The following is a 24,354-nucleotide window of genomic DNA, read 5'->3' as shown; positions in this document are numbered from 1 at the left end:
CAGGCGTAAATAAAAAAGCATATAAACGATATAAGGCGGAGCCATGCGGTGTGGATCCTGTCAGGGGCGGTGAAAAATAGATTTTCATCGTCTTCCTGACGGGAATTCACGATCGCTATGGTTCCGCCTGTTTTTGGGTTATTTCTTTACGAAGCCGCATCAGAAGCGGAATAATCGCTTCCCAATCCTCTTGATCCAGTTCTTTCAGCAACTCCACGGCCCTGCGGAACTGTGGCGGTTCCGCCATTTCGGTATCAAAGAATTCCAGCGGCGTAATTTCCAGGTAATCGCATATTTCGAAGAATTGTTTCATGGAAGGCATGGAGCGGCCAGAGGAAATACCCTGAATGTAACTCTTATTTTTACCAAGATCCAGACTCATCTGGTATTCCGAGACATCCTTTTTCAAACGGAGCTCTGTAATTCTGTTTCTGACAAACTGTTCATTCATTCTTATCACCTCTATGGTTAATCATAAAGGATAATCTTTCCCAACATTCCGTTTTATATGCGTAATAATGGTAGAAAAATCGGTTGCATATACGGATAAAAAGCGTTATTATATAAGTTAGAAAAACGAAAGAGAATGATAAAAGAAAGTGCGTGCCTATAGGGCGAGAGGATGTCCGATGACAGAATATTTAAAAAAGAGGAAGGATAAATGGTCCTGGAAAAACTGGGCTTTTTTATGCGGCCTGATCTATATCCTGATTATGGCGGGAATGTTTGGCTTCTGCCGAATGCAGTCCAGAGGGGCGGCAGGCGGCTTGATTGCGGCTGTGTTTGTAGTATCTTTGGCGGCAATGGCCGTAATGATTGTGATTTCTTATCCGGTGAGAAGGGAAAAGGAGATAATGCAGGAGTGTGGCCAGGAGCAGGACGGGCAGGAGGTGCGGGATGCATTGTACCGGAGACTGGGGGAGTTTGCCGATACGATCCTGTTTGAGTATCGATACCGGGATGGAGCGATTCTATTTACACCGAACGCTTCCGGTCAGATAGAGATTCCACTCTTAAAGAGCGTGCTGGAGAAATACGTGAAGCGTCCGCCGGCGCAGGGCGAAAACAGATGCTTTGAGTTTCGTATGAAAGCGAATATGGAAGAATACCGCTGGTGTATCTGTCACGTCAGGGCAGAGTACGATGGGGCGGACACGCCTGTTTGTCTGATCGGAAAACTGGATGATATCACCAAACAGAAGGAGCGGGAGGAACAGCTTCTCTTCCAGTCCACCAGAGACGGTTTAACCGGCGTGTATAATAAGACGGCATTTGAATATATGATGGAAGAAACCTTAAAAAGAGGCAGCCGCGGCTGTTTATACATGATTGATATCGATAATTTCAAGGATGTGAATGACCAGTACGGCCATCCGGCCGGGGATAAGATTCTCGTTAAAATCGGAGAACTGCTGCGTGAAATTTTCCGGGATTCCGATTTGATTGGCCGGGTGGGAGGCGATGAATTCGTGGTCTATTCCGAGTGCGGCGAGACGAAAACGAGGGCGATGAAGCTTTTAAACGGCACAGCGGATTTTACGAAGGAAGGTGAACACCGGATTTCTGTGAGTATCGGAATCGCCGCAAGCACCGGGGAGCCGGACGAAGAGTATCAGGAACTGTTTTCCAAAGCCGATCAGGCCATGTACCGGGCGAAACAGGAGGGGAAAAATCGGATTGCCTGGTATGAGGAGTAGGCGAGAAGAAGAGAAATGAAAAGGGGATTGGAATAAGGATAAGAAAAAATGGCTGCGTTGAAAACGCGGCCATTTTTGATGCAGCAGGCAGTATGATGGGGGAAATTATAAGGAGGGATTTCTAATTCTGATCGTCGGGCAGATCTACCAGAGTGTAGGCATGATTGATGCAGGGTAAGAAAATTTCGATAATGTCCGAGGTGCGGATTTTTAAACTGGACGTATTGATACAAGGATGACAGCCGAGAAATTCCTGTTCAAGAATAGCCTTGTCAATCAGCAGGCGGACACGGTTTCCTTTATCATTCATCAGGCCCAGAACGGAGACGGAGCCAGGCGTTATGTTCAGATACTCTTCCATAAATTCCGGTTCTGCAAATGAGAGTCTGGCTGATCCAATTTGTTTTGACAGGACTGCCGTCCGAAATTTTTTATGTCCCGGGATCATGAGAAGATAAAAACTGTTTTTCTGTGCATTGCGCAGAAATAAATTTTTACAGATATTTGTGTTTAAAAGCGCATCGATATCATGGCATGCTTCTATCGTAGCGGTCGGATCATGATCCAGACGCTGATAGGTGATTCCCAGCTTGTCCAGGAGATCGTAAGTGTGTATCTCTTTATTAAGACGCCCGGCAGGATTTGCGGGCCGTCCGGTATATAGGGTGCGGTCTAAGTGAAAGTCTGGTATGGGGGTAACACATTCTACAGGAGTAATATTTGTCATATGGAGTGCCTCTTTCTGTTTGAAATCTGTCAAAGGAGTAATAAGAATCCTGGTGTTATTATACTAGAGTGTGGGAAAAATGCAAGTGTAAGCAGAGAGGTAAGCAGAACGGTAAGCAGAACGGACGGAGGAGACGGACAAATGGGCCGTGAACTGTAACTGATACAGGATTGACGGGGCAATGTTTTTTTCGATGGTTTTATACAGCGTCTTGTATTATAATAAGTTCTATAGAGGGAATGGTTATCGATTGATTGTAACGATAGAAAGGCTTTTGCTGAATACTATATTTAGGAAGTTATCATATTTGGCAGTTTAGCAGCGGAAAGTGTTGGAGGGAGCCAAATACGCCATGAACATAAAAGAAGAAAAAGGAAGGCAAAATCAAATGATTGAAAACCGGCTGAAAGCGGAAAGACCAAGAGTAGTGACAGAAAAGGCGACAAAAGGAAAGCGTGATGATAAAGCTGCAAAAGACAGCAGTTCAAGGCAGGAGAAGAATAAAGTGCCCAATACAGGCAGGAAGATGGGACGAAAGCCGGATTCGGGGGAGAAATCGTCGGATCAGAAAAAAGGGCCTAAAAAGGAGCAAAGAGCAGGCGGAAAAGGAAAATGGGGCAATGACAGCCAGAAACCGAAGTACGATACAGGCCGGAACAGAGCTTCTGGCGGGAACTCCAATTTACAGAGCAGGGAAGGAATAAAAGCGGACAGGCAGCCAGTCAGAAAGAATACTTCTGCATGTCCTGTGTTTTTGCGCTGCGGCGGATGTCAGCTTCTGGATATGCCTTATGAAAAACAGCTGAAGATCAAGCAGACAAAGCTGGAGGAACTGTTGAAGCCCTATTGTAAGGTGCAGCCAATTATTGGAATGAAGGATCCTTTCCATTACAGAAACAAGGTACACGCTGTTTTTGACCATGATAAAAAGGGAAATCCCGTTTCAGGGGTGTACGAGGCGAATACTCATCGTGTCGTTCCCGTAGAGTCCTGTCTGATTGAGGATCAAAAAGCGGATGAGATAATTGGAACCATCAGAGGAATGTTAAAATCATTTAAGATTAAAACGTATGATGAGGACACGGGATATGGTCTCCTTCGTCATGTCCTGATACGGCGGGGATTCACAACGGGTGAAATTATGGTCGTTCTGGTCACCGCTTCTCCTGTATTTCCTTCAAAGAATAATTTTGTACGGGCATTGAGAGAAAAGCATCCGGAAATTACGACGATTGTTCAGAATGTAAACGGCAGGGACACCAGTATGGTACTCGGTGACCGGGAGAATGTGCTGTACGGCAAAGGCTATATTGAGGATATCCTGTGCGGCTTCCGTTTCCGGATCTCTTCTAAATCATTTTATCAGGTAAATCCGGTACAGACAGAGGTGCTCTATCGGAAAGCGATGGAGCTGGCCGCACTTAAGGGGAAAGAAACGGTGATTGACGCGTACTGCGGTATTGGTACGATTGGGATCGTGGCAAGTCAGGAGGCAGGCCAGGTGATCGGCGTGGAATTAAACCGCGATGCAGTGCGGGACGCAGCTCAGAATGCTAAGATTAATGGGATTAAGAATGTGCAGTTCTATTGTAACGATGCCGGTGCGTTCATGAGCAGGATGGCGGACAATGGAGAACATGCTGATGTCGTTTTTATGGATCCGCCAAGGAGTGGAAGCACGGAAGAGTTTATTCAGGCGGTAGTTAAGATGAAACCGAAAAAAGTGGTCTATGTGTCATGCGGCCCGGATACGCTGGCCAGGGATTTGGCGGTGTTTAGGAAGATGGGGTATGAGGCGAAAGTGGCGTGGGGGGTGGATATGTTTCCGGGGACGGAGCACTGCGAGATTTGTGTCGAATTGTGTCGGAAATAGGGATATAAATACTTTAATAAGTATCAAATAAATATTTGGTATGAGAAGAACTATCAAGAGAAACTTATAAAGACTTCAGATACATTAAGTGATTTATCAGCTGCATATTCAATAAGTTTTCCTAAAGATTATTTCTTCGATGGTATACTCAGTAAATATCCGATTATTGTGAACAATTTTGATTTGACAGATAGTGATAAACTTATGCATCTCTTGTATCTATGCACCCCTTTTGCAGAATTAGAATATGATTATTTGCTTCTCTTATTTTGCAACAAACCTAATGTGTTAATTCCTAGTGGGCTTAAGATTCCAAAGAATTTTTTGGGGACACTAAAACAATGTGTCGAAAATGATGATGAGTCTTTAGTAGATGAATTGGGTCTGCCTTTTCCTATAGAGGTTACATCGCAGATTGTGGATTGTTTTGCCAATGTATATGATGTTGAAAAACCTGCTGTTACAGGATACGAAAATGTTGACCGTGTAGGCGAACTGTTATGGGCTTTCTCAAAATCTAGACAAGTGCTAACTAACTATCAGGATGAAGCGTATTTTATTAGTATTGAAAAGAAGTATAAAGACGAAATTTTTAAACTTCTTAGTGATATTAGCGACAAAATTGTAAATGAGCATTTTACTGAAATCTCAAATATTTGCAAGGCTGTATTTGAAGGAGATGAATTTTTGGATGTAGAACTAAATGCATTTTACAATAATCTCAACAGCCTTTGCTTGAATTAACTCCAATTAGCATATTTTTAGGGGAATTTTAGAAATGAGAACGCAGTGGCTGGAGAACGGAGAAAAATCTGAAAAATCAAATTAGGAGGCTCTAATTCACCCAAATGACAGGACAAATAATGAGTACTAAAATAATACGGTGTCCAGTAGGGCGCGAATTACAATGGCTTCTCAAAGGGCAACCTGCGCCTTTCGGGAATCTTTTTACAGCCTCAACACACTGCGAAGTCTGCGTGGAATTGCGCCGGAAAAATGAAAAAACGATTAAATAAACGAATATAAAATTCTTAAAAATAAATTGGCGGGAGGTATTATTGTGGATCAGGATCCTTTCAAAGAGTACCTTATACAAACAGAACCAAATAAAAGAGATAAGGGATATGCCTGGCACACTGCAATCGGATTGCAGGCGGTGGATGGATTAAAACCTTCTAAATATTTGTTGGATACTGCGATTCAAAATATTGAAGGGCAGATAACTCTTGATGAAGCTCAGAAATTATTGGATGCCTATTATGAAGAAAACCCAAGAACTGATGAGAATGTAAGAACAGAAGAGGCCGATAAAGTTTCTGTGAGAATTGCAAAGCTGCTTTCTGAAAAAGCATTTTCTTTCACACCGAATGAGTATCTATCTATTCACAGGAAATTGTTTGCTGGAATCTATGGACATGCAGGAAAAATCCGTGATTATAATATTACGAAAAAGGAATGGGTATTAGACGGAGAAACAGTTCTTTATGGAAGCGCATCGGAGCTTAGAGCAACATTAGAGTATGATTTTTCGCAGGAGAAGAATTACAGCTATAAAGGATTATCGATGGATGAGATTATTCATCACCTGGCTATTTTTGTTTCAAGATTATGGCAGAATCATATTTTTGGAGAGGGTAATACGAGAACAACAGCGGTATTCTTTATCAAATATCTGTGTACTTTAGGATTTGATGCAACGAATGACATTTTTGCGGAGAATGCATGGTATTTCAGAAATGCTCTTGTTCGAGCTAATTATAATAATCTGACAAAAGGAATTCATGAGACTACTGAGTATTTGGAATTGTTTTTAGAAAATTTGTTATGTGGTGAACATCATGAACTGCACAATCGGACTTTACATGTAAGTGGACGATATAAACATGATCAAAAATCGGACATTAAAACTAAAAAACCGGACATTGAAACTGAAAAACCGGATATTGATATATGGGAAATATATGGAGAATCGCTGGAGGCGTTTACATCAAAAACAGTGGTCCATATTCAAAGTATGTATAATTCCTTTGGAGTAAACGTTGTATTTGGCAGATCAGATATGCAGAAGATAACAAAGCTTGGTGCTAGCAGAGCCTCTGATTTGCTGAAAGATTTGGTTCATGCACAGATTATAGAAGCAGTTGCTGGATATGGTAAGGGGAAATACAGGTTTTGTAAGAAATAAAGAAGAAAGCGTGCATCGGATATCTATACAACCAGTACTGATTATGAATTGTATTAAGCAGTAAAATGTCATGATTTTACGCCAAGGACAGACTATGCTTTTTGCATATCCGAATCACCGCTTCCATCAATACGGAAAGTATTGTACTGTTGTCCAAACTATTGTCGATTGATAAATTAAAGGAAAGCTAAAACGGAATACACTGGAGAGTTGAACGTGATAATAGGATATTCGAGGCAGGAAGAGTTTTGTGGATTAGATAGTTAAATATAAGAATGAAGGAGGCAGAGCTATATGTTATGTAAAGTCCTTGTGGACAGCGAAATGAGTTCTGCTTCTCTTATAGAAAAGCGGAACTAGAGGTGGCGGTATATAAGCGGTAAAGTGAGGATTAATTATAAAGTACACGCCTTTATAACTTTATAAATGGTACCCTTGTTGCTGAATCAAGTGTTTTAAGGCCGTTACAATGACATTTGATTTTATGATGGTTTCGATGTTTTTTACGAAAGTGACATAAAATACCTGTTTGCGGATCTGCTCGCTGAGGGCAAACCGTAATTCCTGTACACTTTCTTTGTGATGGTTTGAAAATGATTATTCCTTATATGGAAGCAGCTTCATGGCACAGTAAGGATATATTATATTTTGATGACATTATAATCCATTCATCACATGTCGAGTCGGTAATAATGATGCGGAATTGTGGCTTTTGGCCTTTTCATAGATGTGAGACGAGTAAAAGAGGATATGGGGTAAAATTTCAGGTCAGCCAGATTAAAAATGGCTGGCCTTTTCAGATAGACTATAAGGACAGATGGTGGAACTCTATTTTGTTTATATATTTGATGAATCACACCACCAAAGTGTTGAATCTAATATAGGATTTAATCATGGATTATGGTTTTCCACAACTTTCACTAGTAAATAAGATTTAAACTCTGAACAAATTTTTCTTCTGTAAATACTGAGTTTAAGGAGGCGGAGGTATCCTTTAAAAATGCCGACTGATATAAAAGCATGATAAAAAACATCTGCGAAAAAAGAATAAAGAGGCAAAACAAGGGCAGCAGGAGCCGGATCAATGGGTTCAGGCTGTCCGTCAACGTAAATGGCAGAAACAGCAGTAAAAATAACAGAATCGCTTAACAGCACACTGTTCAATACCAGAACTGCCATACACACTGCCACAGCAGGGCTGCTGGTCAGCTCCCGGAAATATGTGCGCAGCGGCTCAACACCCTCCCTGTACAGGAACGCCGACAGCGAGAGGATGACGGAACGGTGGCTTTTCATAAAACCGCAGCCTAATAGCAGCAATGCATGTTCGATGGTGTCCCGCACTGTGATTTCCGACCCATCGAAGGTATGATAGCAGATGGAGTGCGGGACTGTTTTCATTGGGTCTACATAAGTGATTTGAGAAAGGGGGATTCTGACTTTTTCGTCCAGTCCCATGGACAGTTCGATACACTCAGTTTGCTCTGTGTTTACAGGCGCTGACGCCGCTTTTTAAAATGTCAATCCCCCTGTCAGCATGGTTGGTCACGAAGATGATTTTTGCCTGAGACCAAAGGGTGGCAGAAGCAGTTTGTTGTATACTGTTTTGAAATAATAAAGTGACGCCAGGGGGAAACTCTGTCCTTCTGGTGTCCTAAGGTATGTGACACGATGGCACTTGGAGAGAACATCCCATTACGAAAATATTATAAATACAGAGAAAAAATAGAGTTTTTCTTGCTTCACCAACTCCAGTTTGCCCTGCAGTCTAAAAAGCTATATGGTGACGTCATCCCAGTAATTCCCCCCTTGACATTGAGAAGACACGGTGTTATGCTGATGTACATAACAGTATAACACTGTATTATGTTACATAGAAGAAGGAGCAACCGTGAAGATTACCGTATCGAATAACTACGAAGGCCCTATCTATGAACAAATCAAGCGGCAGATCATTCACTCCATTTTAAATAGCGAGATTGTGCCGGGTGATACGTTGCCTTCCCTCCGGTCATTAGCAAAGGAACTTAAGGTTGGTGTTTTGACGATCAACCGTGCGTATACGGAACTTGAGAACGAGGGGTATTTGGAAACGGTTCAGGGAAAAGGCTGTTTTGTTGCCGAAAAAAGTTCGGAGATTATCAAGATGCACCTGCTGGATGAAGCAAAATCGCTTATGGGGCAGGCGGTTCAAAAGGCCCGGAAAGCAGGAGCTGATGATGAGGAGATGTCTTCTTTGTTTCAAGAAGAATTAAGGAGGAGTCAAAATGAATAAAATGCTGGAAGTGACAGCACTCTCAAAGTCCTATAGGGATTTTAAACTTGACAATCTTACCTTTTGTCTGCCGGAAGGGTTTATCATGGGGCTGATTGGCCCCAATGGGTCAGGTAAGACCACCACGATTAAGTCCATCCTCAATATGATTGAACCTGACAACGGCAGCATAACCGTGTTTGGAAAAGATCATATTGCCCAAGAGCAGGAGATTAAACGGGATATCGGCGTAGTATTTGACAACAGCTACTTTGTAGACGAGTGGAACATGACCGATGTGGAAACGGCATACTCTCTTTTTTATGATCAATGGAACAGCGAAACATATTGGTCCATGCTTTCGAAATCTCGTATTTCAAAAGAGAAGAGGGTAAAAGAACTGTCCAAAGGAATGCAGATGAAGCTTATGCTGGCCTGCGCCTTTTCTTATGACGCGAAGCTGTTAATTCTGGATGAACCGACCAGCGGCCTGGATCCGGTTTCCCGTGATGAGCTGCTGGAGATTCTATCAGGATATATTGAAGATGGACGGCACAGCGTTCTTTTTTCCACCCATATCACAAGCGACCTCGAAAAGATCGCGGATTATATCACCTGTATCAACCTTGGAAAGCTGATTTTCACAGGCAGCAAAGAGGATTTTGTCGAGGGATACCGCATTGTAAGCGGTGACAAAAAGACATTGACAGAGGATCTGGAGAACCGGCTGATTGGGGTCAGAACCTTTGCCACAGGCTACGAGGCGCTCATTCGGACGCAGGACTTACCGGAATACCTGCAGCCCGAGGCCATTCACGCAACGATTGATGACATAGTAGTATTTGTAAGCCGACAGGCGGAGAAGGAGGCGGGGCGATGAATCTTACCGTGAAATGTATGAAGCTGGATTATCTGCTTCTGAAACCCTATTTGAAATCCATTCTGCTGGTGCTGCTGGTGCCGCTGCTCATCACTTTTTTTACAGGCACCCTTTTTGAAGGGCTGTCTTTTGCAGCAACGGTAATGGCCATGACCACCGGCTACACCTTTTCCGTAGTGGAAAAGAACAACATGGAACGGTTTTATGGCTTCCTTCCAGCGAAAAAAAGCGCTTTGGTCATTGGAAGATACCTGGTTATATTTTTGATGGGGCTCCTGGCGCTGCTGGTTACGCTGGGAGTACAGGCGGTTATTCTGTATTTTAAGAATTGCGCCGTCACCCTGCCGGATATGGTCGGAACCTTCCTTCTTTGTACCATACTATTCTGCATCTATGCAGGTATCCAGATTCCGGGCTATTATTGCTACGGTTCCATCAAAGGCAAGATGTTCATGTTTATTCCGACAGTAGGTTTTTTACTGTTTTACTATATTGTACGTCTGTTTATGGGAGATATAGATAGCTTTAACCTGAGTTTTAACACAAACAACGCCATGCTTTTGTTGGGCGGCGCAGGCGTTATTATGCTCATTATGATTCTGTCGGCAGCTGCCTCCATTCATATTGTTCAAAAAAGAAGAGCGTGAGGTGAGATTTACAATGTGGGAAATGATTGGAATAATCGCCTTAGCGATTGGCGCTATTGTAGTACGAAACATACTGATTAAAAAATTCCGTACGCGGAATAAGAAATAAGTTTCAAGAAAACCATTATAAAACTTCATCAGTAAAAGCGTCGGTTTAAGATCCGGCGCTTTCAATTTTTAGTCGTGCTGTAATAGGTTTGACATCTGTTATGTGCTTCAAGTATTTATCAATGACTTCATCAATCTTATAATCTTTATCCCATTTTGCATTATAGGCAAATAATATAAGCCCTCTTGTGCGAATATAAGAATTATCACTGTCAAGCATATCGCTTAACCTATCCATATATGGATAAACACAATCCGTTTCTTCACTCTCTTTTTGCAAATCCTGTAAGGCTTTGTATGCAACATTATTATTTTTATCGAACAACAATTCGAATATTTCTGCTATATCTGCTGACACAATAATCCCCCTTTTAACTTCTGATTTCACGGCTTTGCAAACAGGAATTGTAAGTGCGCCTTATCACAATAGAGTGCTCAATAGATAACGCTTAATGCCTCATTTAATTGACAGTTATTCAACCTCCGTCTTATTTACAAAGTCCAAATTATAACGCAAAGCACCGTGGTCTCTAAATATCGTTGCACTTGTAATACGGATTGCCAAAATAACGCAGTTTTCATCCTGCTCATTATTTGCATCGTCGTACCAGTCGGCAAATACTTCACGAAGTTTCGTTCTTAGCGTAGCGTTTTGGGGATCTAAAACCCATCCGAGGTTTTCTCCAATACCGTGTCCGTATATCCCCTCAAAGCAAACTGAAAACGCAACCTCTTTGTTTTGAGCAATCTGCTGCATTTTATTTGATTTTGCTGATGTTGTAACATAAAACACGCCATCTTCATAATAAGCGCTCACATCACGGACACTGGGGCGGGGGAAACCATCAGCACTCAGTTCTGTCGCAATAGTTGAGAGCGCAAGGGCATTATCTTTCTTGTTTCCACAACTCTCTTCGATTAATTTCATTCCTTCTTCATACCTGTTCATTGTCACGTCCTCCATCAATTTCAATTTGTTGCTCTGATTATACCAAATTGGCCGTCGCGCTACAAGATTAAATGGCGAGATTGACGAAGTGCTTGCCACAGGCACTTAGGGTATTGGGATTTCGTACCTCATTCGCTTGCCGCCTGGCAACTCCATCGGCAAAATGGTGGTTTTAATTTGAACCATTGTTTTCCAGCTCCCCAAATGGCAGTTGACAACGCCGTGGGGGGGATATAGGAATTGTAAGAAACGGCCTTTCGCGGTAAAATAAAATGGAATTACGCATCCGTCGTGAGGTTTCTGTGACATTTTGCAGGTATTATATTAGAGAGTCGGGAGGAATTATATATGAGGATATTAGTGGTGGAGGATGACCGCCTTTTGAATCACACGCTTTGCTACAATCTTTCAGTTGTAGGATATAAAGTAGACGCCGCCATGACGAAAGCGGAGGCCGAGGCGCTTTACGAAAAGCAGGACTATGATCTGGCCGTGTTGGACGTGAACCTGCCGGACGGAAACGGGTTCGACTTTTGCCGGGAACTGAAGGAGCGCCGCCCCGACACCGCCGTAATCTTCCTGACGGCCCGCGACATGGAGAGCGACATGCTCCGGGGATTCGAGCTGGGAGCGGACGACTACGTGACAAAACCCTTTCCCATCAGCGTGTTCCGCAAAAAGGTGGCCGCCCTGCTGGCCCGGATGCAGAAGCATTCGGCCCGCGATTGTTTCGACGATGGAAACCTGCTGATCAACTTCACGGAGATGAGCGCCACCCTGGCGGGAGAGGCCATTTCCTTCACGCCGCTGGAATACCGGCTGCTGAAGGTGCTGACGAAAAATCCACAGATTGTACTCACGCGGCAGGTGTTATTGGAGAAGTTATGGGACGCGGACGAGAATTATGTGGACGAGCACGCTCTGACCTCCGCCGTCAGCCGCATCCGGGGAAAAATCGAGGGCAGTGGGTTTCAATATATCAAAACGGTATATGGCATGGGCTATCTGTGGATTGGAGGAATGAACAAATGACAGTTCAAAAAACCTCCGTCAATCAAATCTGCGCCTGGACAGGCGCCGTTCTTTTGCTGCTGTCCGGGATCTTTATCACAGTGCTGTACCGGATTACGGAAAATAGGGAGGCGGTCTGGTGTACCCTCGTGTACCTTCTTCTGGTTTTGTTGTGCGCGGCCATCTTTATCGCCGCCCTGCGCAGGAAGCTGACCGGATTCTCAAACAGGCTGTGCGGGCTGCTGGACGGGATGGCGGCAGGGAGCAGCGAACTGCCGGAGATAGAAGAGGAAGAGAGCCTGTTCTATAAAATCAATCACCGCCTGACCCGCCTCTATGAAATCATGGGAGAAAACCGGCGCGGCATCGCAAAGGAACGGGCCGAGCTGCAGGAACTGATTTCCGATATAGCCCATCAGGTGAAAACGCCCATTGCCAATTTGAAAATGGTGAACGCCACGCTTTTGGAAGAACCCGTCCCGGAGGAAAAGCAAAAGGAGTTTTTGCAGGCGGTGGGGGGCCAGCTGGACAAGCTGGATTTTCTCATGCAGGCTATGATCAAAACCTCCCGGCTGGAAACCGGCGTTATCTCCCTGGAGAAAAAGGAGCAGCCCATCTATGACACACTGGCGGCGGCACTGGGCGGAATCCTGCTGAGTGCGGAGAAAAAACAGATTGAGGTTCATGTGGATTGTGAAGAAGAGCTGTGCGTATCCCACGACCGGAAGTGGACGGTTGAGGCGCTGTTCAACCTTTTGGACAACGCCGTAAAATATACGCCCGCCGGGGGCAGAATCTGCGTCTCGGCCGAATACCGGGAAATGTATTTGAAGATTGATATTGCTGATACAGGAATAGGTATCGCAGAACAAAACCAGGGAGCCATTTTCAAGCGGTTTTACCGGGAGGAAGCGGTGCGCGATGTGGAGGGCATCGGAATCGGCCTGTACCTGGCCCGGGAGATTATCACCATGCAGGGCGGGTACATCCTTGTATCGTCCGGTCCTGACCATGGTTCCATTTTTTCCGTGTTCCTGCCCAGGCGGTGAAAGCTTAAATATTACGGGATTGTGACATTTGAGTGGACCGTAAAGGGTACTTCGTGACATTTCTGCGAGAATTACTCTTTATAATTACACCATCACCAGGAAAGGAGGGTAGTTTCCATGAGTATTTTACAGGTAACTGATTTGAAAAAATATTACGGCGCCGAACCGGGCGTCACAAGGGCGCTGGACGGCGTAACCCTCTCCATCGAACAGGGGGAGTTTGCTGCTATTGTGGGCACCTCCGGCAGCGGCAAATCCACGCTGCTGCATATGATGGGCGGGTTGGATGTCCCCACCTCGGGCAGCGTCGTGGTGCGGGGGAAAGAGCTGTCCAAAATGAAGGACGAGCAGCTGACTATCTTCCGCAGGCGCAACATCGGCTTTGTCTTTCAAAACTACAACCTGGTTCCCGTGCTGAATGTCTATGAAAATATCGTTCTGCCCGTGGAGCTGGACGGCGACCAGGCGGACAGGAAGTATATGGAGGAAATTGTGCAAATGCTGGCTCTGGAGGATAAGCTTCAGAGTATGCCGAACCACCTTTCCGGAGGCCAGCAGCAGCGGGTGGCCATTGCCCGGGCGCTCATTGCAAAACCGGCCATTATCCTGGCTGATGAGCCCACTGGAAACCTGGACAGCCGGACAAGCAGCGACGTTTTGGGCCTGCTGAAAACCACCAGCCATAAATTCCATCAAACCCTTGTGATGATTACCCATAACAATGAGATTGCCCAGCTTGCCGACCGTATTATCCGGATAGAAGATGGGAAAATTGCAGGATAAGGGGGCGTACACATGAAAGATATTTTATTCGGCAACAATAACGCCTCTGTCATCAAGCGGTTATCCAACCGCTGCTTTAAGGCCGGAAAGAGCCGGAATGTGATTGCAGGCGTTGCCATTGCACTGACAACCCTCCTGTTTACTGCGATTTTCACTCTGGGTTCCGGGCTGATGGACACCGTGCAGGACCAAAATATCCGCAGGCAGGGCGGCGACGGGCAGGCGGTTTTAAATTACATCAGCGACCAGATATATGAGGACGTTAAGGACCATCCGCTGATTGATAAAATCGCCTATACCAAGGCGGTTTCTTACCGGCTGCAGTATCCCGGTATGGAAAAATGGCCCTCTGATCTGTGGTATATGGACGATATGGCGCTGGAGTTTGCCCGTTATACCCCCACGACAGGACGCCGGCCCCAGGCGGAAAATGAAATCATAGCTGATACCAGAACGCTGGAGACCCTGGGCGTACCGGCAGAGGTCGGCCAGACGGTCACTCTTCAATATAATATCAAAGGTACGCAGTATACCACCGATTTTACCCTGTGCGGGTTCTGGGACACAGACATGTTAAGCAGCATCGGCCGTCTGATCGTGTCCAAAGCCTTTGTGGACGCCCAATCGGAGCTTTTGACCTATACCTACCCGGAGGACAACGACTATTCCGGTATTGTAGCTGCCTATGTGATGTTCCGTGGCGGCGGGGCGGTGGAGCCAAAGCTGCAGAAGCTTCTTTCGGAAACCGGGTATACCTGCGACATCATGGGCGGCAGCCCGTCCGACAGTAATTATGTCATTGCAAGGGTAAGCCCTGCCTATCAGGGCGGCGAATTACGGGGAAATCCCGCCCTGCTCTTGTCCGGACTTGCCGGAATCTTGCTGGTTATGGTGACGGGATATCTGATTATTTATAACATTTTTCAGATATCCGTGATTCAGGATATCCAGTCCTACGGCCAGCTGAAAACCCTGGGGACCACCGGCCGGCAGATCAGACGGCTCATTGGCAGGCAGTCCCTGCGGCTTTCGGCAATCGGTATTCCCATCGGCCTCCTGGCCGGGTTCCTGATTGGAAAGGCTCTGCTGCCCTTTTTGATGAATGGTACGGTTTACAGTGCTGAAGCCGGCGTGAAAGTGTCCGCCAATCCCTTTATCTTCCTCGGTGCGGCCGCCTTTGCCTTCTTGACGGTGTGGATCAGCGTGCGCAAGCCGGCAAAAATCGCGGGCTCCGTCTCCCCCATTGAGGCGGTCCGCTACACGGAAAGCGACTCCGGGGCATTTCGGAGAAAGGAGGCGGCGAGCAAAAAGTCCACCGGCGGCGCAAAAATCTACCGCATGGCCCTGTCTAATTTGGGGCGGAACCGGAAGCGCACCCTGCTGGTGATTCTCTCCATGACCCTGAGCCTGGTATTGTTTCATACCGTGTTCACTCTGTCAAGAGGCTTTGATATTGAAAAGTATGTGGCGAAGTTCGTCAACAAGGATTTTGTTATCTCTACTGCCGACTACTTCAATTATAAGTTTGAGACCAGCGAAATGGAACTGACAACCTCCTTTGTGGAGGCAGTCAGGCAGCACGAGGCCTTTTTAGACGGCGGCGGCCTGTACAGTACAAGAACGTTGGAGGAGGCCTTCTCCGCGGAGAGTGGGGCCGTGTCCAGTTATAACAAGGACGAAAAGGGAAATCCCTATGTCCAGTTTTTCGGTGCGGACGACTTCCTGCTGGAATCTGTGGAGGTAGTGGAGGGAACCATTGACTGGGAGGCTCTGAATAGGGGAGGCTATGTACTCTACGGACTGGCCTGCGACGATAAGGGAAACGTCATCGACAATCCAGCCATCCATCCGGGCGACACCCTCCGGTTCCATCATGTGGCGAAGGATGGGCTGAACAACACCATAGACGTCACCTTTGATTTAACGGTGATGGCCAAGGTGCGGATCAACGAAAACACCGATACGACCCGCAATACCGGCGAGGCACGTTTCTATCTGCCTACCGAACAATTTCTTCCCCTTTGCAGGACCCCCCACATGGTCAGCTATCCCTTTAACGTCAAAGACGGAGCTGAGGCGGACATGGAGGCATTCCTAAGGAGCTATGTGGAGGATGTGGAGCCCAGGATGAATTATGACTCGAAGGAGACCTATATCCGCTCCTTTCACGACCTGACCTCTCTGATTGTCACCATCGGAGGCGCGTTGAGCATGATCATCGGATTGATCGGGATTGCAAACTTTGTCAACTCGGTTCTGACCAGCATCATCACCCGCCGCAAGGAGTTTGCCATGCTGCAGAGCATCGGCATGACTGGAAAACAGCTTAAGCGGATGCTCGCCTGGGAGGGCGTATATTATGCCATTGGTACTATCATCGCCTCGGCTGTGATCGGCACTCTCTTTTCCGCCGTCGCCGTCCGGGCCATCGCTGGTGGGATTTGGTTTTTCACCTATCGGTTCATTTTCTGGCCGATGTTGGTTGTATACCCGTTTTTGATTCTGCTGACAATGATAATTCCCACGCTTCTGTACCGGGGGATCGCAAGGGACAGTATCATAGAACGGCTGCGGCAGGGTTAATACTCAACTGTCTCTTGCAACTTCCAGATTGTTGGGCTGATAAATTGGAAATGAACGGGGTAGACCGTCTGAGGCGTTGGTCTCCCAACTATTTAAAAACAATGTCGGATTTTTACTATATCAAAACAGAAATTTATTATATAATTCCCTCGGAAGAGGAATGGGCCTAAGGCGGTGTGCGTTGCAATGGATAAGACTTGACAAATTTTTGATTTTTATGAAGTATACTCAAAGAAAAACAGGCCCGACAGATAACGTCTCCAGTGCAGGGCTGTTGGCCGGATAACATTGTGCCAAGCCGCAATCGTCGTATCCGCTCATATGAATATAACAGAAAACATGACACTCAGATGACTTGTTTGATATGTTATTCTAAAGAGAAAATGGAGGTTTGTGCTATGATTGAATCGAAATGTGGGATCCTGTGCAGAGAGTGCGGATACAAGGAAGAAATGGGAGGCAAAGGCTGTATACATATTGAGAAGCCATTTTGGGGCGACGGCGGCAAACGGATTAAACAATGTGAATGTTGGGCGAAGGGCAGGTGATTTTATGGCTTCAAATCTGGAATTTGTAGAATATGTCTGTGATCAGATCGGCGGTGCCGGGAGCATAACCTATAAGAAAATGTTTGGGGAATACGGCGTTTACTGTGACGGCAAAGTGATTGGAGTAATTTGTGACAACCAGTTTTTCGTGAAGAAGACTGCGGCAGGCGCGGCCCTCTGTTCAGACTGCGAGGAGGCTGCGCCCTACACCGGCGCTAAGCCGCATTTTATCATCGATAACGTAGACAATCAGGAACGAATGGCGCGATTCATCCGAGCCACCTGTGACGAGCTGCCTGCGCCAAAGCCGAAAAAGAAGAAGTAACATCAGGGGGAGATTCAGCGTCGAACTGGATCGCCCCTGCTTCTTACCAATACAAAACATTTAGGAGGCTGCCTATGAATTGGGAACCGTGGACAGGCTGTTACCAGATAAGTGACGGCTGTGCAAACTGCTATTTTTATGGACCGTATGCCAAACGCTATGGTCAGAATACGATTCTGAAGACGGATAAATTCGACTGGCCTATCAGGAGAAATAAAAAGGGCGAATACAACATCAAAGGGGATAAGATCCTCGCCACCTGCTTTGCCACTGACTTTTTCCTGCCCGAAGCGGACGAATGGCGGGGAGAAGTCTGGGCCATGATCCGGGAACGGACGGACATTGATTTCTTGATTCTAACCAAGCGGATTGACCGGTTTCCGGTATCCCTTCCCTCTGACTGGGGCGAGGGCTATGACAATGTGAACATCGGCTGCACAGTGGAAAACCAGGCGCTGGCTGATTACCGGCTCCCCCTGTTTTTATCTTATCCGATGAAGCGGCGGTTCATTGCCTGCGCTCCGCTTCTGGAAGCAATCGACCTGGCCCCCTATCTTCATGGAGTGGATCATGTTACTGTTGGCGGCGAAACGGGGCGGGCAGCGAGAGAGTGCGATTACAAGTGGGTGTTGAACATCCGGGAGCAATGCGTGCAGGCGGGCGTGACTTTCTGGTTTAAGAACACAGGCTCACTTTTCCGGCATGACGGCATTGTAGAAAAAATCAATCCATATAAGCAGACCGGAATGGCAAAAGAACTTGGTATAGATATTTCAGACGGAAAAAGACTGTTTTAATGCCTTTGGCAGGAGGTGCTGATGTTAGAGCTAAGATTGTTAAACGATGAGGATATATCGCTGGTAGAAGTTTGGCTGAATAAGGAACATGTAAAAAAGTGGTATGAAATACCGCATCTTGGGGTTTCCATCAATGACTGGCTCTATGAACTGAAAGAGCGCAATGGGGAATTCAAATGGTTGACCCACCTCATCGTACTGTGGGAGGGTCGCCCGATTGGACTATGCCAATACTATAGATGTGAGGACAGCAGGGAGGAGGATTTTGGAACACTGCCAATAAAAGGTTCTTACGGCATTGACTACCTCATAGGAGAAGAAGCCTGTCTCGGAAAAGGTTTGGGTAAGGAAATGATTACATCACTTGTGAATGTGGTGTTTTCTTTTCCGGATGCCCAGCGGGTAACCGCGGACATAGATAAGACGAATAAGGCGTCTGAAAGGACACTGTTATCATGTGGCTTTGAGTTATTAGATACCGGAGGCAGCCGTTATGTTTTGAATCAAAAATTGGATAAAACTTTTCGTTCAGTATTGTAACGAAATCACAAATATACCATCAATTCCAGAAGATTTTAAATGTTTAGAAATTGTATGGGACTAACTCAAATGTTTCCGTTCAGCGAATAGATGGCTTGAGGGGGACACTTGAAATAAAGTCATATAAAATTATGAAGAGAGAGGGTATGAATATGATTACGCCAATGACAAAAGCATGGGAAACGGAACTGTTGTGGTCTGAGGAGGAACTGACCAAAAAGAGTAAAATGAAAAACGAGGGGGGCGGTCTTTTAATCCTGGGGATTGGGGTACTGGCTCTGGGAGTGCTTAACCATTTGCTGCTACATATTATCTATGAAAGCGATATGATATGGATAGCGGTTACCATCGGCTGTGTACTTCTGGGCATCGTCCTAACCGGATTCGGCATAAAACTAATAACCAAAACCGGCGCCTCCGTTGCAGAGATGACCGCCAAAGACAGCGGCTACAGTACAGAAGAAATTATGGAATTCTACAGGGAATGCCGTAGGTCAGATTCGCTTCTGCTGTCTTTGACTCCCCAGCCCACGAAAGAGAAGGACTTTATAAAAGTTGGCTTTTTGACTAAAAACTGGCTGCGGCTGCCAGACAGGCTTTATCATGGAGTCATGCGGATATCAGATATGGCTGTCATCTGGTATGAAGAGTCTGCGCTTCCCGGTTATGACCCTGGTGTTTTCGTCATTAAGAGTAATGGAAATATGCTGTATGTAAAATGCAAACCGGATATAGGAACAGAGTTCGTGGAGGCACTTACCAGCAGAAATCCTGAAAGTATTACTGCCCGGCGTTTTACGTTTGAGGGGAATAACTATGATGCATTTCAGAACCCGCAGAAGGCAGCAGACCTTTATCGGAGGATACATAAAGCTTAAGGTTAAGGGAAAATGAATATAATACAATACTCAAATAGAATGGATGAATATCTAAAGAATGATGATATAATTGATTATGATAACGAAGCGATTGCAGTGCTGGCTGTTACATTATTTCAAAAGGCAGATAATGAGTTGGCGTTTATTAAAGCAGCATATGAATTTGTCCGGGATAACATTTCGCATTCAGCAGATATAAATGATGATACCATTCCATGCACTGCGTCGGAAGTGCTAAAAGCTGGTCATGGCAGAGGCAGACAGTTTTACTGTATATCCTGATCCTGATGTAAAAGTATTGGAAAATTTAAGGAGGAGCAGGACAAGAGCAGAGCTTTGGGATAATCTCCCTGCTGAACTTGAGTATAATATAGTTTATTATTTTTTTCTTTGATCTGTTTCCCCTTGCCGATGAACTGGCGAAGGGCAGTTCCGTGGCGCCTGCGGACATGAAATTGTATGGGGAGATATTCAGCGTTTCTATCTTTATACTTACGCTTACCGCACTGGTGCGTAAAATCAAGGAGGATCCTGAAAAAGTATTTATTAAAAGCCTGAGAAGATATGCCAACACCACACAGAATCCGGAGGCCACGTTGGAGCGCCTCAAGACAACATGGGAAAGCGGCGAGCGGTTGCGCGACTGGTGCCGTATGGATGAACAATATATCATCGCATGTATCAACGGCCCCGGCTACGCGAATGTGATTCCCCTGCAAGAGGTGGTTTGGGCGTACAAAACAGTAACGCGGGTCAATGCCGTCATTAAAACAGATGCCAGCCTGATGGTTCGCTATGCAAACCAAAAAGGAGGAGACATCTCCATAAGCGAAAAGACAGTCGATTATATTTTGCAGCAGTTTATGGAGAAGCACCGCGATATTGTCGTGGGGCACAATCGAGAGGTAGAAAAGAGTTACTTGAAAAAGGATCTGGTGGGTCTCAGGGAATACGTCCGCCAGCAGCGTGCAGGCATTCTTTGATTGAAATTCGGAAAACAGTTGATAGAAGCAGGAGGATTTACATATGGAGCGTTTTTATCAGGCATTATCCAGCGGGGCAAAAAACGAAGCGTTACCCGAAGAATTTGATTATTTCGGGAAGTTGATCGGCAGTTGGGACATCGACTATGTTGACAACAGTACTTCCCAGGTACTCAAAGGCGAATGGCATTTCTCATGGGTGCTTGAGGGAATGGCGGTACAGGATGTGATCGTCCTGCCCGGCTTTGAATACGGAACAACCCTTCGGGTCTATAACCCGGACACACACGCCTGGGATGTGGCCTATTGCTACACAGGAAGGATCATGCGGCTGGAGGCGAGAAAGCAGGACGGAATCATCGTCCTTACAAACCTGGAGGACGAACGGAGAAAATGGGTCTTTGCCAAAATCGAGGACGATTGGTTCCATTGGCAGGATGTTACGGTGGAGGACGGCGAATGGCAGGTCAAATTTGATTTATATGCCCGGCGCATGTGATAAGAGTTTTGTTTATAGCGCAATCGTAGCGTAAGATACCCCGAGAAATCGGAATTGACCAAGCTGGAAGCGAGGGATGCTTCTTGAACGCAAGTTCAAGAAGACGGCTTTAGCAATAAATCATTAATTGTGGGGGCTTTACCTTATGATATACGTAGAATGCGGAAAAGAACAGGATTATTTTATTGCTTTTGTAGAAAATGCTTTAGGAATATTGGCTAAAGAGGATTATGCCTCTTTTATATCTCTATTTGATAGTAGTCGGTTGTCAGAACACGACCTGGTTTTGGCTCTTAGATATTTAGACATATCCTGTCCTATATTGAAAATTGATGACCCGAAATTAATAAAAAACAAGAAACAAAATACCTATTTATTTGCTTTTAATGAAAGCAGTGGGTATCACATGGACTATGACTTAACAACAGATGGTGCAATAAATGATTTGACGATTCAAATCGAATTTTTGAGAAAGGCAGACGGGTATATAGCGGTTCTTGACGATTTGCATACCCTATAATATTTTAAGAGTATAACTTCCAGTTTATAGAGGAATTGAACGGAGCGACAAAACGGGATTGATAAATACAAGTATAAGGAGAACAAAAATGGATATAGCAGATTTTAAAGAATTTAGTCAGAAATGTTCTGAAGAATTACCGAATGAAATTGGCAAAATACTCCAAAATGCAAAAAGGGAAAAATCTTGTTCGATTGGTTTTATCACTACCGATGACTTTTATGGTTTCTATTTGTCATGGGACTACAATACTGACATAGAAGAGTATTATGATTGGGAAAATGGAGCTAATCCAGATTTCTTATATCAGCCACTTGTTGATACTGTTGACGCTTGTAAAGAAATTGATTTTTGCAGTCCGTCAGATGAAAAGTGGAATTTTGCTGAAACCCTACTTTCTGTATTGGAAAAGAATATCAAGGAAATACCAGACGAAATATTTAAAAAGAATGGTTTTAAAAGAGAAGATGTCCTGTTTTTTGCTACAATGGGAGATGGAGATTATATTGAAGAAATGATTGAAACATCTGTAAAAATGTTCAATGCCAAAGAAACTCTTGAGGCATATGGATTGACACAGTAATCTGACAATTCCAGTTTGTCAATAGTATCGTATATGGTTTAATTGAGGAATAACAATTCCGGTTTGCCGGACGGATTCAAATTTGTCAGAAGAGGTAAAGATCACGGAGGACGCAGGACGGAAGGAGGCGGAGACATGAGCCGGTTACTATTGCTTGAAGATGATTTGAGTTTAATTGACGGTCTAACCTATTCGCTGAAAAAGTACGGCTTTGAGATAGCCGTTGCCCGGACGGTAAGTGAAGCGGATTCCCTTTGGAGCAGCGGGAGCTATGATCTTTTGATTTTAGATGTGTCTCTGCCTGACGGTTCAGGCTTTGACGTTTGCGAAAAAGTGCGTCAAACATCTAAGGTGCCCATTATGTTCCTGACAGCATCGGATGAAGAAGTGAGCATGATCATGGGGCTGGATATAGGTGGCGATGATTATATTACTAAGCCCTTCAAACTGGGCGTACTCATTTCCAGGATTAATGCGCTGCTGCGGCGCGCCCAAAATTTCAGCGCGGCGGAAACGGAAATCACATCCAATGGGATCACCGTATTTCCATTGCAGGGCCAGGCGCGGAAGGGAAAAACCACGCTTGAATTAACGGCTGCCGAATACCGCCTGCTCTGTCTGTTCATGCAGAACCCGGGGCGGATTCTCACGAAAGAACAAATCCTGGACAGGCTGTGGGACGGCAGCTATGTGGATGATAATACGCTGGCAGTCTATATCCGCAGATTAAGGACAAAGATCGAAACCGCCCCCGGAAATCCCCGGCTCCTTGTAACGGTAAGAGGGATGGGCTATAAATGGAATATCACGGACGGAGACCATGGGATATGACTATTTTTACGAACAAGGACATAAAAAGGCTGTTTCTCATACTTTCCTGTGTGCTGGCTTCTTTTATCATCCTGTCGCAGTTATATTTCTGGTTTACCGAGGGCACGCCTAATCGGGTATTGCTTTTGCTGTCTCTGCTTTTGTCAGCGGGCATTTCGATTTGCTGTCTCCTATATTTTCGCCGGCAGCAGCAGTTGATTGAAAACGCCATAACCCAAATCAACCGGTTTGCTTCAGGCGACGGAGATGCACGGATCGACAGCGGAAGCGAAGGCAGCTTGTTTAAGCTGTTCCACGAGGTCAACACACTGGCGACCACACTGGCTGCTCACGCGGCACGGGAACAAAGCACAAAGGATTTTTTAAGAAATACCATTTCGGATATTTCTCACCAGTTGAAAACACCCCTGGCTGCGCTTGACATTTACAATTCCCTGTTACAGGAGGAGTCCGGGGATAAAGAGGCGGTCATGGAGTTCGCCTTAAAATCCGAAAGGGAGCTAGAGCGGATCGAAACACTGGTCCGGAACCTCTTGAAAATCACAAGGCTCGATGCGGGCGCTATCGTGATGGACCGGCAGATGCAAAGCATTTTGGAAATGATGAACGCATTGAAAGCCTCTTTTGAAACACGCGCCAGGCAGGAAAATAAGGAGCTCCTGTTATCCGGCCCATTCGGCGCCGCACTTTTTTGCGACAGGGACTGGCTGATGGAAGCGGTGAGCAACCTTGTGAAAAACGCCCTGGACCATACAGATGAGACTGGCCATATTTGGATCGAGTGGAGCAGCCTGCCGACCATTACACAGATTATTGTAAAGGACAATGGAAGGGGGATCCATCCCCAGGATATCCACCATATTTTCAAGCGGTTTTACCGCAGCAAGTTTTCAAAGGATACTCAGGGGGCCGGACTGGGGCTTCCGCTTTCAAAAGCCATTGTGGAAGCCCATGGCGGCAGCATCGCGGTTGACAGTGCTCCCGGCAGCGGGAGCACCTTTGTATTAAATTTTTTGAACCTTACGAAACTGTAAGCCGGTTTTCATCGGAGTGTAAGGGCGGCATGTTATGCTGTCTGTAAGCAAGGAAAAAGCGGTATATAGA

28 protein-coding genes are annotated in these 24,354 nt (G+C 45.5%); 23 read left to right on the top strand and 5 right to left on the bottom strand.

Annotated elements, in window-relative coordinates; translation table 11 throughout:
- Positions 1 to 115 precede the first annotated feature (115 nt).
- Positions 116 to 451 (bottom strand): helix-turn-helix transcriptional regulator, encoded by a 336-nt coding sequence (locus M1L66_RS22490; protein WP_025531950.1) that lies wholly within the window; start codon positions 449 to 451, stop codon positions 116 to 118.
- A gap of 178 nt (positions 452 to 629) precedes the next feature.
- Here M1L66_RS22490 and M1L66_RS22485 point away from each other — a divergent pair, with 178 nt between their 5' ends.
- On the top strand, positions 630 to 1,697 hold the full coding sequence (locus tag M1L66_RS22485) for a GGDEF domain-containing protein (protein WP_434688350.1): 1,068 nt from the start codon (positions 630 to 632) through the stop codon (positions 1,695 to 1,697).
- A gap of 121 nt (positions 1,698 to 1,818) precedes the next feature.
- On the opposite strand, the gene M1L66_RS22480 is transcribed toward M1L66_RS22485, so the two are convergent.
- A complete protein-coding gene (locus M1L66_RS22480) occupies positions 1,819 to 2,424 on the bottom strand; it encodes a prolyl-tRNA synthetase associated domain-containing protein (protein WP_434688348.1) in 606 nt (201 codons plus the stop codon).
- Between the two features lie 388 nt (positions 2,425 to 2,812).
- Here M1L66_RS22480 and rlmD point away from each other — a divergent pair, with 388 nt between their 5' ends.
- The 3 genes from rlmD to M1L66_RS22465 all read left to right on the top strand — a co-directional run bounded on the left by rlmD (position 2,813) and on the right by M1L66_RS22465 (position 6,482).
- A complete protein-coding gene (gene rlmD / locus M1L66_RS22475; RefSeq protein WP_434694304.1) occupies positions 2,813 to 4,297 on the top strand; it encodes a 23S rRNA (uracil(1939)-C(5))-methyltransferase RlmD in 1,485 nt (494 codons plus the stop codon).
- Positions 4,298 to 4,465: 168 nt separating this feature from the next.
- On the top strand, positions 4,466 to 5,041 hold the full coding sequence (locus M1L66_RS22470) for a hypothetical protein (protein ID WP_434688346.1): 576 nt from the start codon (positions 4,466 to 4,468) through the stop codon (positions 5,039 to 5,041).
- A gap of 316 nt (positions 5,042 to 5,357) precedes the next feature.
- Positions 5,358 to 6,482, top strand: a complete 1,125-nt coding sequence (locus M1L66_RS22465; protein ID WP_434688344.1) for a Fic family protein — start codon at positions 5,358 to 5,360, stop codon at positions 6,480 to 6,482.
- Positions 6,483 to 7,373: 891 nt separating this feature from the next.
- On the opposite strand, the gene M1L66_RS22460 is transcribed toward M1L66_RS22465, so the two are convergent.
- Positions 7,374 to 7,940, bottom strand: coding sequence for a hypothetical protein (locus M1L66_RS22460; protein ID WP_434688342.1), 567 nt, complete (start codon positions 7,938 to 7,940; stop codon positions 7,374 to 7,376).
- Between the two features lie 433 nt (positions 7,941 to 8,373).
- Here M1L66_RS22460 and M1L66_RS22455 point away from each other — a divergent pair, with 433 nt between their 5' ends.
- The 3 genes from M1L66_RS22455 to M1L66_RS22445 are packed head-to-tail and all read left to right on the top strand — an operon-like array spanning position 8,374 to position 10,263.
- Positions 8,374 to 8,757, top strand: a complete 384-nt coding sequence (locus M1L66_RS22455; protein ID WP_434688340.1) for a GntR family transcriptional regulator — start codon at positions 8,374 to 8,376, stop codon at positions 8,755 to 8,757.
- On the top strand, positions 8,750 to 9,616 hold the full coding sequence (locus M1L66_RS22450; RefSeq protein WP_187018547.1) for an ABC transporter ATP-binding protein: 867 nt from the start codon (positions 8,750 to 8,752) through the stop codon (positions 9,614 to 9,616). Before M1L66_RS22455 ends, M1L66_RS22450 begins: the two co-directional genes overlap by 8 nt.
- Entirely contained in the window at positions 9,613 to 10,263 is a 651-nt protein-coding gene (locus M1L66_RS22445; RefSeq protein WP_434688338.1) for an ABC-2 transporter permease, read from the top strand. The genes M1L66_RS22450 and M1L66_RS22445 overlap by 4 nt, the downstream gene beginning before the upstream one ends.
- Positions 10,264 to 10,417: 154 nt before the next feature.
- On the opposite strand, the gene M1L66_RS22440 is transcribed toward M1L66_RS22445, so the two are convergent.
- Both M1L66_RS22440 and M1L66_RS22435 read right to left on the bottom strand, forming a co-directional pair.
- A complete protein-coding gene (locus M1L66_RS22440) occupies positions 10,418 to 10,729 on the bottom strand; it encodes a hypothetical protein (protein ID WP_243270141.1) in 312 nt (103 codons plus the stop codon).
- A 114-nt stretch (positions 10,730 to 10,843) separates the two neighbouring features.
- The gene (locus tag M1L66_RS22435; protein WP_187018550.1) at positions 10,844 to 11,320 is read right to left on the bottom strand and encodes a pyridoxamine 5'-phosphate oxidase family protein; all 477 of its coding nucleotides are present in this window, start codon (positions 11,318 to 11,320) and stop codon (positions 10,844 to 10,846) included.
- A gap of 348 nt (positions 11,321 to 11,668) precedes the next feature.
- On the opposite strand from M1L66_RS22435, the gene M1L66_RS22430 reads away from it, so the two are divergent.
- The 16 genes from M1L66_RS22430 to M1L66_RS22355 all read left to right on the top strand — a co-directional run bounded on the left by M1L66_RS22430 (position 11,669) and on the right by M1L66_RS22355 (position 24,284).
- Complete coding sequence (locus M1L66_RS22430; RefSeq protein WP_187018552.1) at positions 11,669 to 12,352, top strand: response regulator transcription factor; 684 nt, start codon at positions 11,669 to 11,671, stop codon at positions 12,350 to 12,352.
- Positions 12,349 to 13,380 carry a sensor histidine kinase gene (locus M1L66_RS22425; protein ID WP_187018553.1) on the top strand — a complete coding sequence of 344 codons (1,032 nt, stop codon included), beginning with the start codon at positions 12,349 to 12,351 and terminating at the stop codon, positions 13,378 to 13,380. The genes M1L66_RS22430 and M1L66_RS22425 overlap by 4 nt, the downstream gene beginning before the upstream one ends.
- A 117-nt stretch (positions 13,381 to 13,497) precedes the next feature.
- A complete protein-coding gene (locus tag M1L66_RS22420) occupies positions 13,498 to 14,163 on the top strand; it encodes an ABC transporter ATP-binding protein (RefSeq protein WP_187018555.1) in 666 nt (221 codons plus the stop codon).
- A gap of 12 nt (positions 14,164 to 14,175) precedes the next feature.
- Positions 14,176 to 16,746, top strand: coding sequence for an FtsX-like permease family protein (locus tag M1L66_RS22415; protein WP_434688334.1), 2,571 nt, complete (start codon positions 14,176 to 14,178; stop codon positions 16,744 to 16,746).
- Between the two features lie 398 nt (positions 16,747 to 17,144).
- On the top strand, positions 17,145 to 17,294 hold the full coding sequence (locus M1L66_RS22410) for a hypothetical protein (RefSeq protein ID WP_187018558.1): 150 nt from the start codon (positions 17,145 to 17,147) through the stop codon (positions 17,292 to 17,294).
- Between the two features lie 4 nt (positions 17,295 to 17,298).
- Entirely contained in the window at positions 17,299 to 17,619 is a 321-nt protein-coding gene (locus tag M1L66_RS22405) for a TfoX/Sxy family protein (RefSeq protein ID WP_187018559.1), read from the top strand.
- 74 nt (positions 17,620 to 17,693) lie between these two features.
- Positions 17,694 to 18,416: a DUF5131 family protein gene (locus tag M1L66_RS22400; protein WP_187018561.1), complete on the top strand. Its 723-nt coding sequence runs from the start codon at positions 17,694 to 17,696 to the stop codon at positions 18,414 to 18,416.
- A gap of 21 nt (positions 18,417 to 18,437) precedes the next feature.
- On the top strand, positions 18,438 to 18,956 hold the full coding sequence (locus M1L66_RS22395; protein WP_434688331.1) for a GNAT family N-acetyltransferase: 519 nt from the start codon (positions 18,438 to 18,440) through the stop codon (positions 18,954 to 18,956).
- Between the two features lie 146 nt (positions 18,957 to 19,102).
- Positions 19,103 to 19,834, top strand: a complete 732-nt coding sequence (locus M1L66_RS22390) for a hypothetical protein (RefSeq protein ID WP_434688329.1) — start codon at positions 19,103 to 19,105, stop codon at positions 19,832 to 19,834.
- A 12-nt stretch (positions 19,835 to 19,846) separates the two neighbouring features.
- Positions 19,847 to 20,116, top strand: coding sequence for a hypothetical protein (locus tag M1L66_RS22385; RefSeq protein WP_434688327.1), 270 nt, complete (start codon positions 19,847 to 19,849; stop codon positions 20,114 to 20,116).
- A 167-nt stretch (positions 20,117 to 20,283) separates the two neighbouring features.
- Positions 20,284 to 20,817 (top strand): DUF6709 family protein, encoded by a 534-nt coding sequence (locus M1L66_RS22380; RefSeq protein ID WP_434688326.1) that lies wholly within the window; start codon positions 20,284 to 20,286, stop codon positions 20,815 to 20,817.
- 43 nt (positions 20,818 to 20,860) lie between these two features.
- A complete protein-coding gene (locus tag M1L66_RS22375; RefSeq protein ID WP_434688324.1) occupies positions 20,861 to 21,316 on the top strand; it encodes a hypothetical protein in 456 nt (151 codons plus the stop codon).
- Between the two features lie 145 nt (positions 21,317 to 21,461).
- Complete coding sequence (locus tag M1L66_RS22370) at positions 21,462 to 21,836, top strand: hypothetical protein (protein WP_434688322.1); 375 nt, start codon at positions 21,462 to 21,464, stop codon at positions 21,834 to 21,836.
- 88 nt (positions 21,837 to 21,924) lie between these two features.
- A complete protein-coding gene (locus tag M1L66_RS22365; RefSeq protein ID WP_434688321.1) occupies positions 21,925 to 22,419 on the top strand; it encodes a hypothetical protein in 495 nt (164 codons plus the stop codon).
- A gap of 135 nt (positions 22,420 to 22,554) precedes the next feature.
- Complete coding sequence (locus M1L66_RS22360; protein ID WP_434688319.1) at positions 22,555 to 23,250, top strand: response regulator transcription factor; 696 nt, start codon at positions 22,555 to 22,557, stop codon at positions 23,248 to 23,250.
- Positions 23,247 to 24,284 (top strand): sensor histidine kinase, encoded by a 1,038-nt coding sequence (locus M1L66_RS22355; RefSeq protein ID WP_434688317.1) that lies wholly within the window; start codon positions 23,247 to 23,249, stop codon positions 24,282 to 24,284. Before M1L66_RS22360 ends, M1L66_RS22355 begins: the two co-directional genes overlap by 4 nt.
- Positions 24,285 to 24,354 lie beyond the last annotated feature (70 nt).

The organism is Hungatella sp. SB206, from assembly GCF_051132295.1.
Lineage (GTDB): Bacteria > Bacillota > Clostridia > Lachnospirales > Lachnospiraceae > Hungatella > Hungatella effluvii.
Note: the sequence above shows the minus strand (reverse complement) of the source record. Positions and strands in the feature narration are given on the sequence as shown.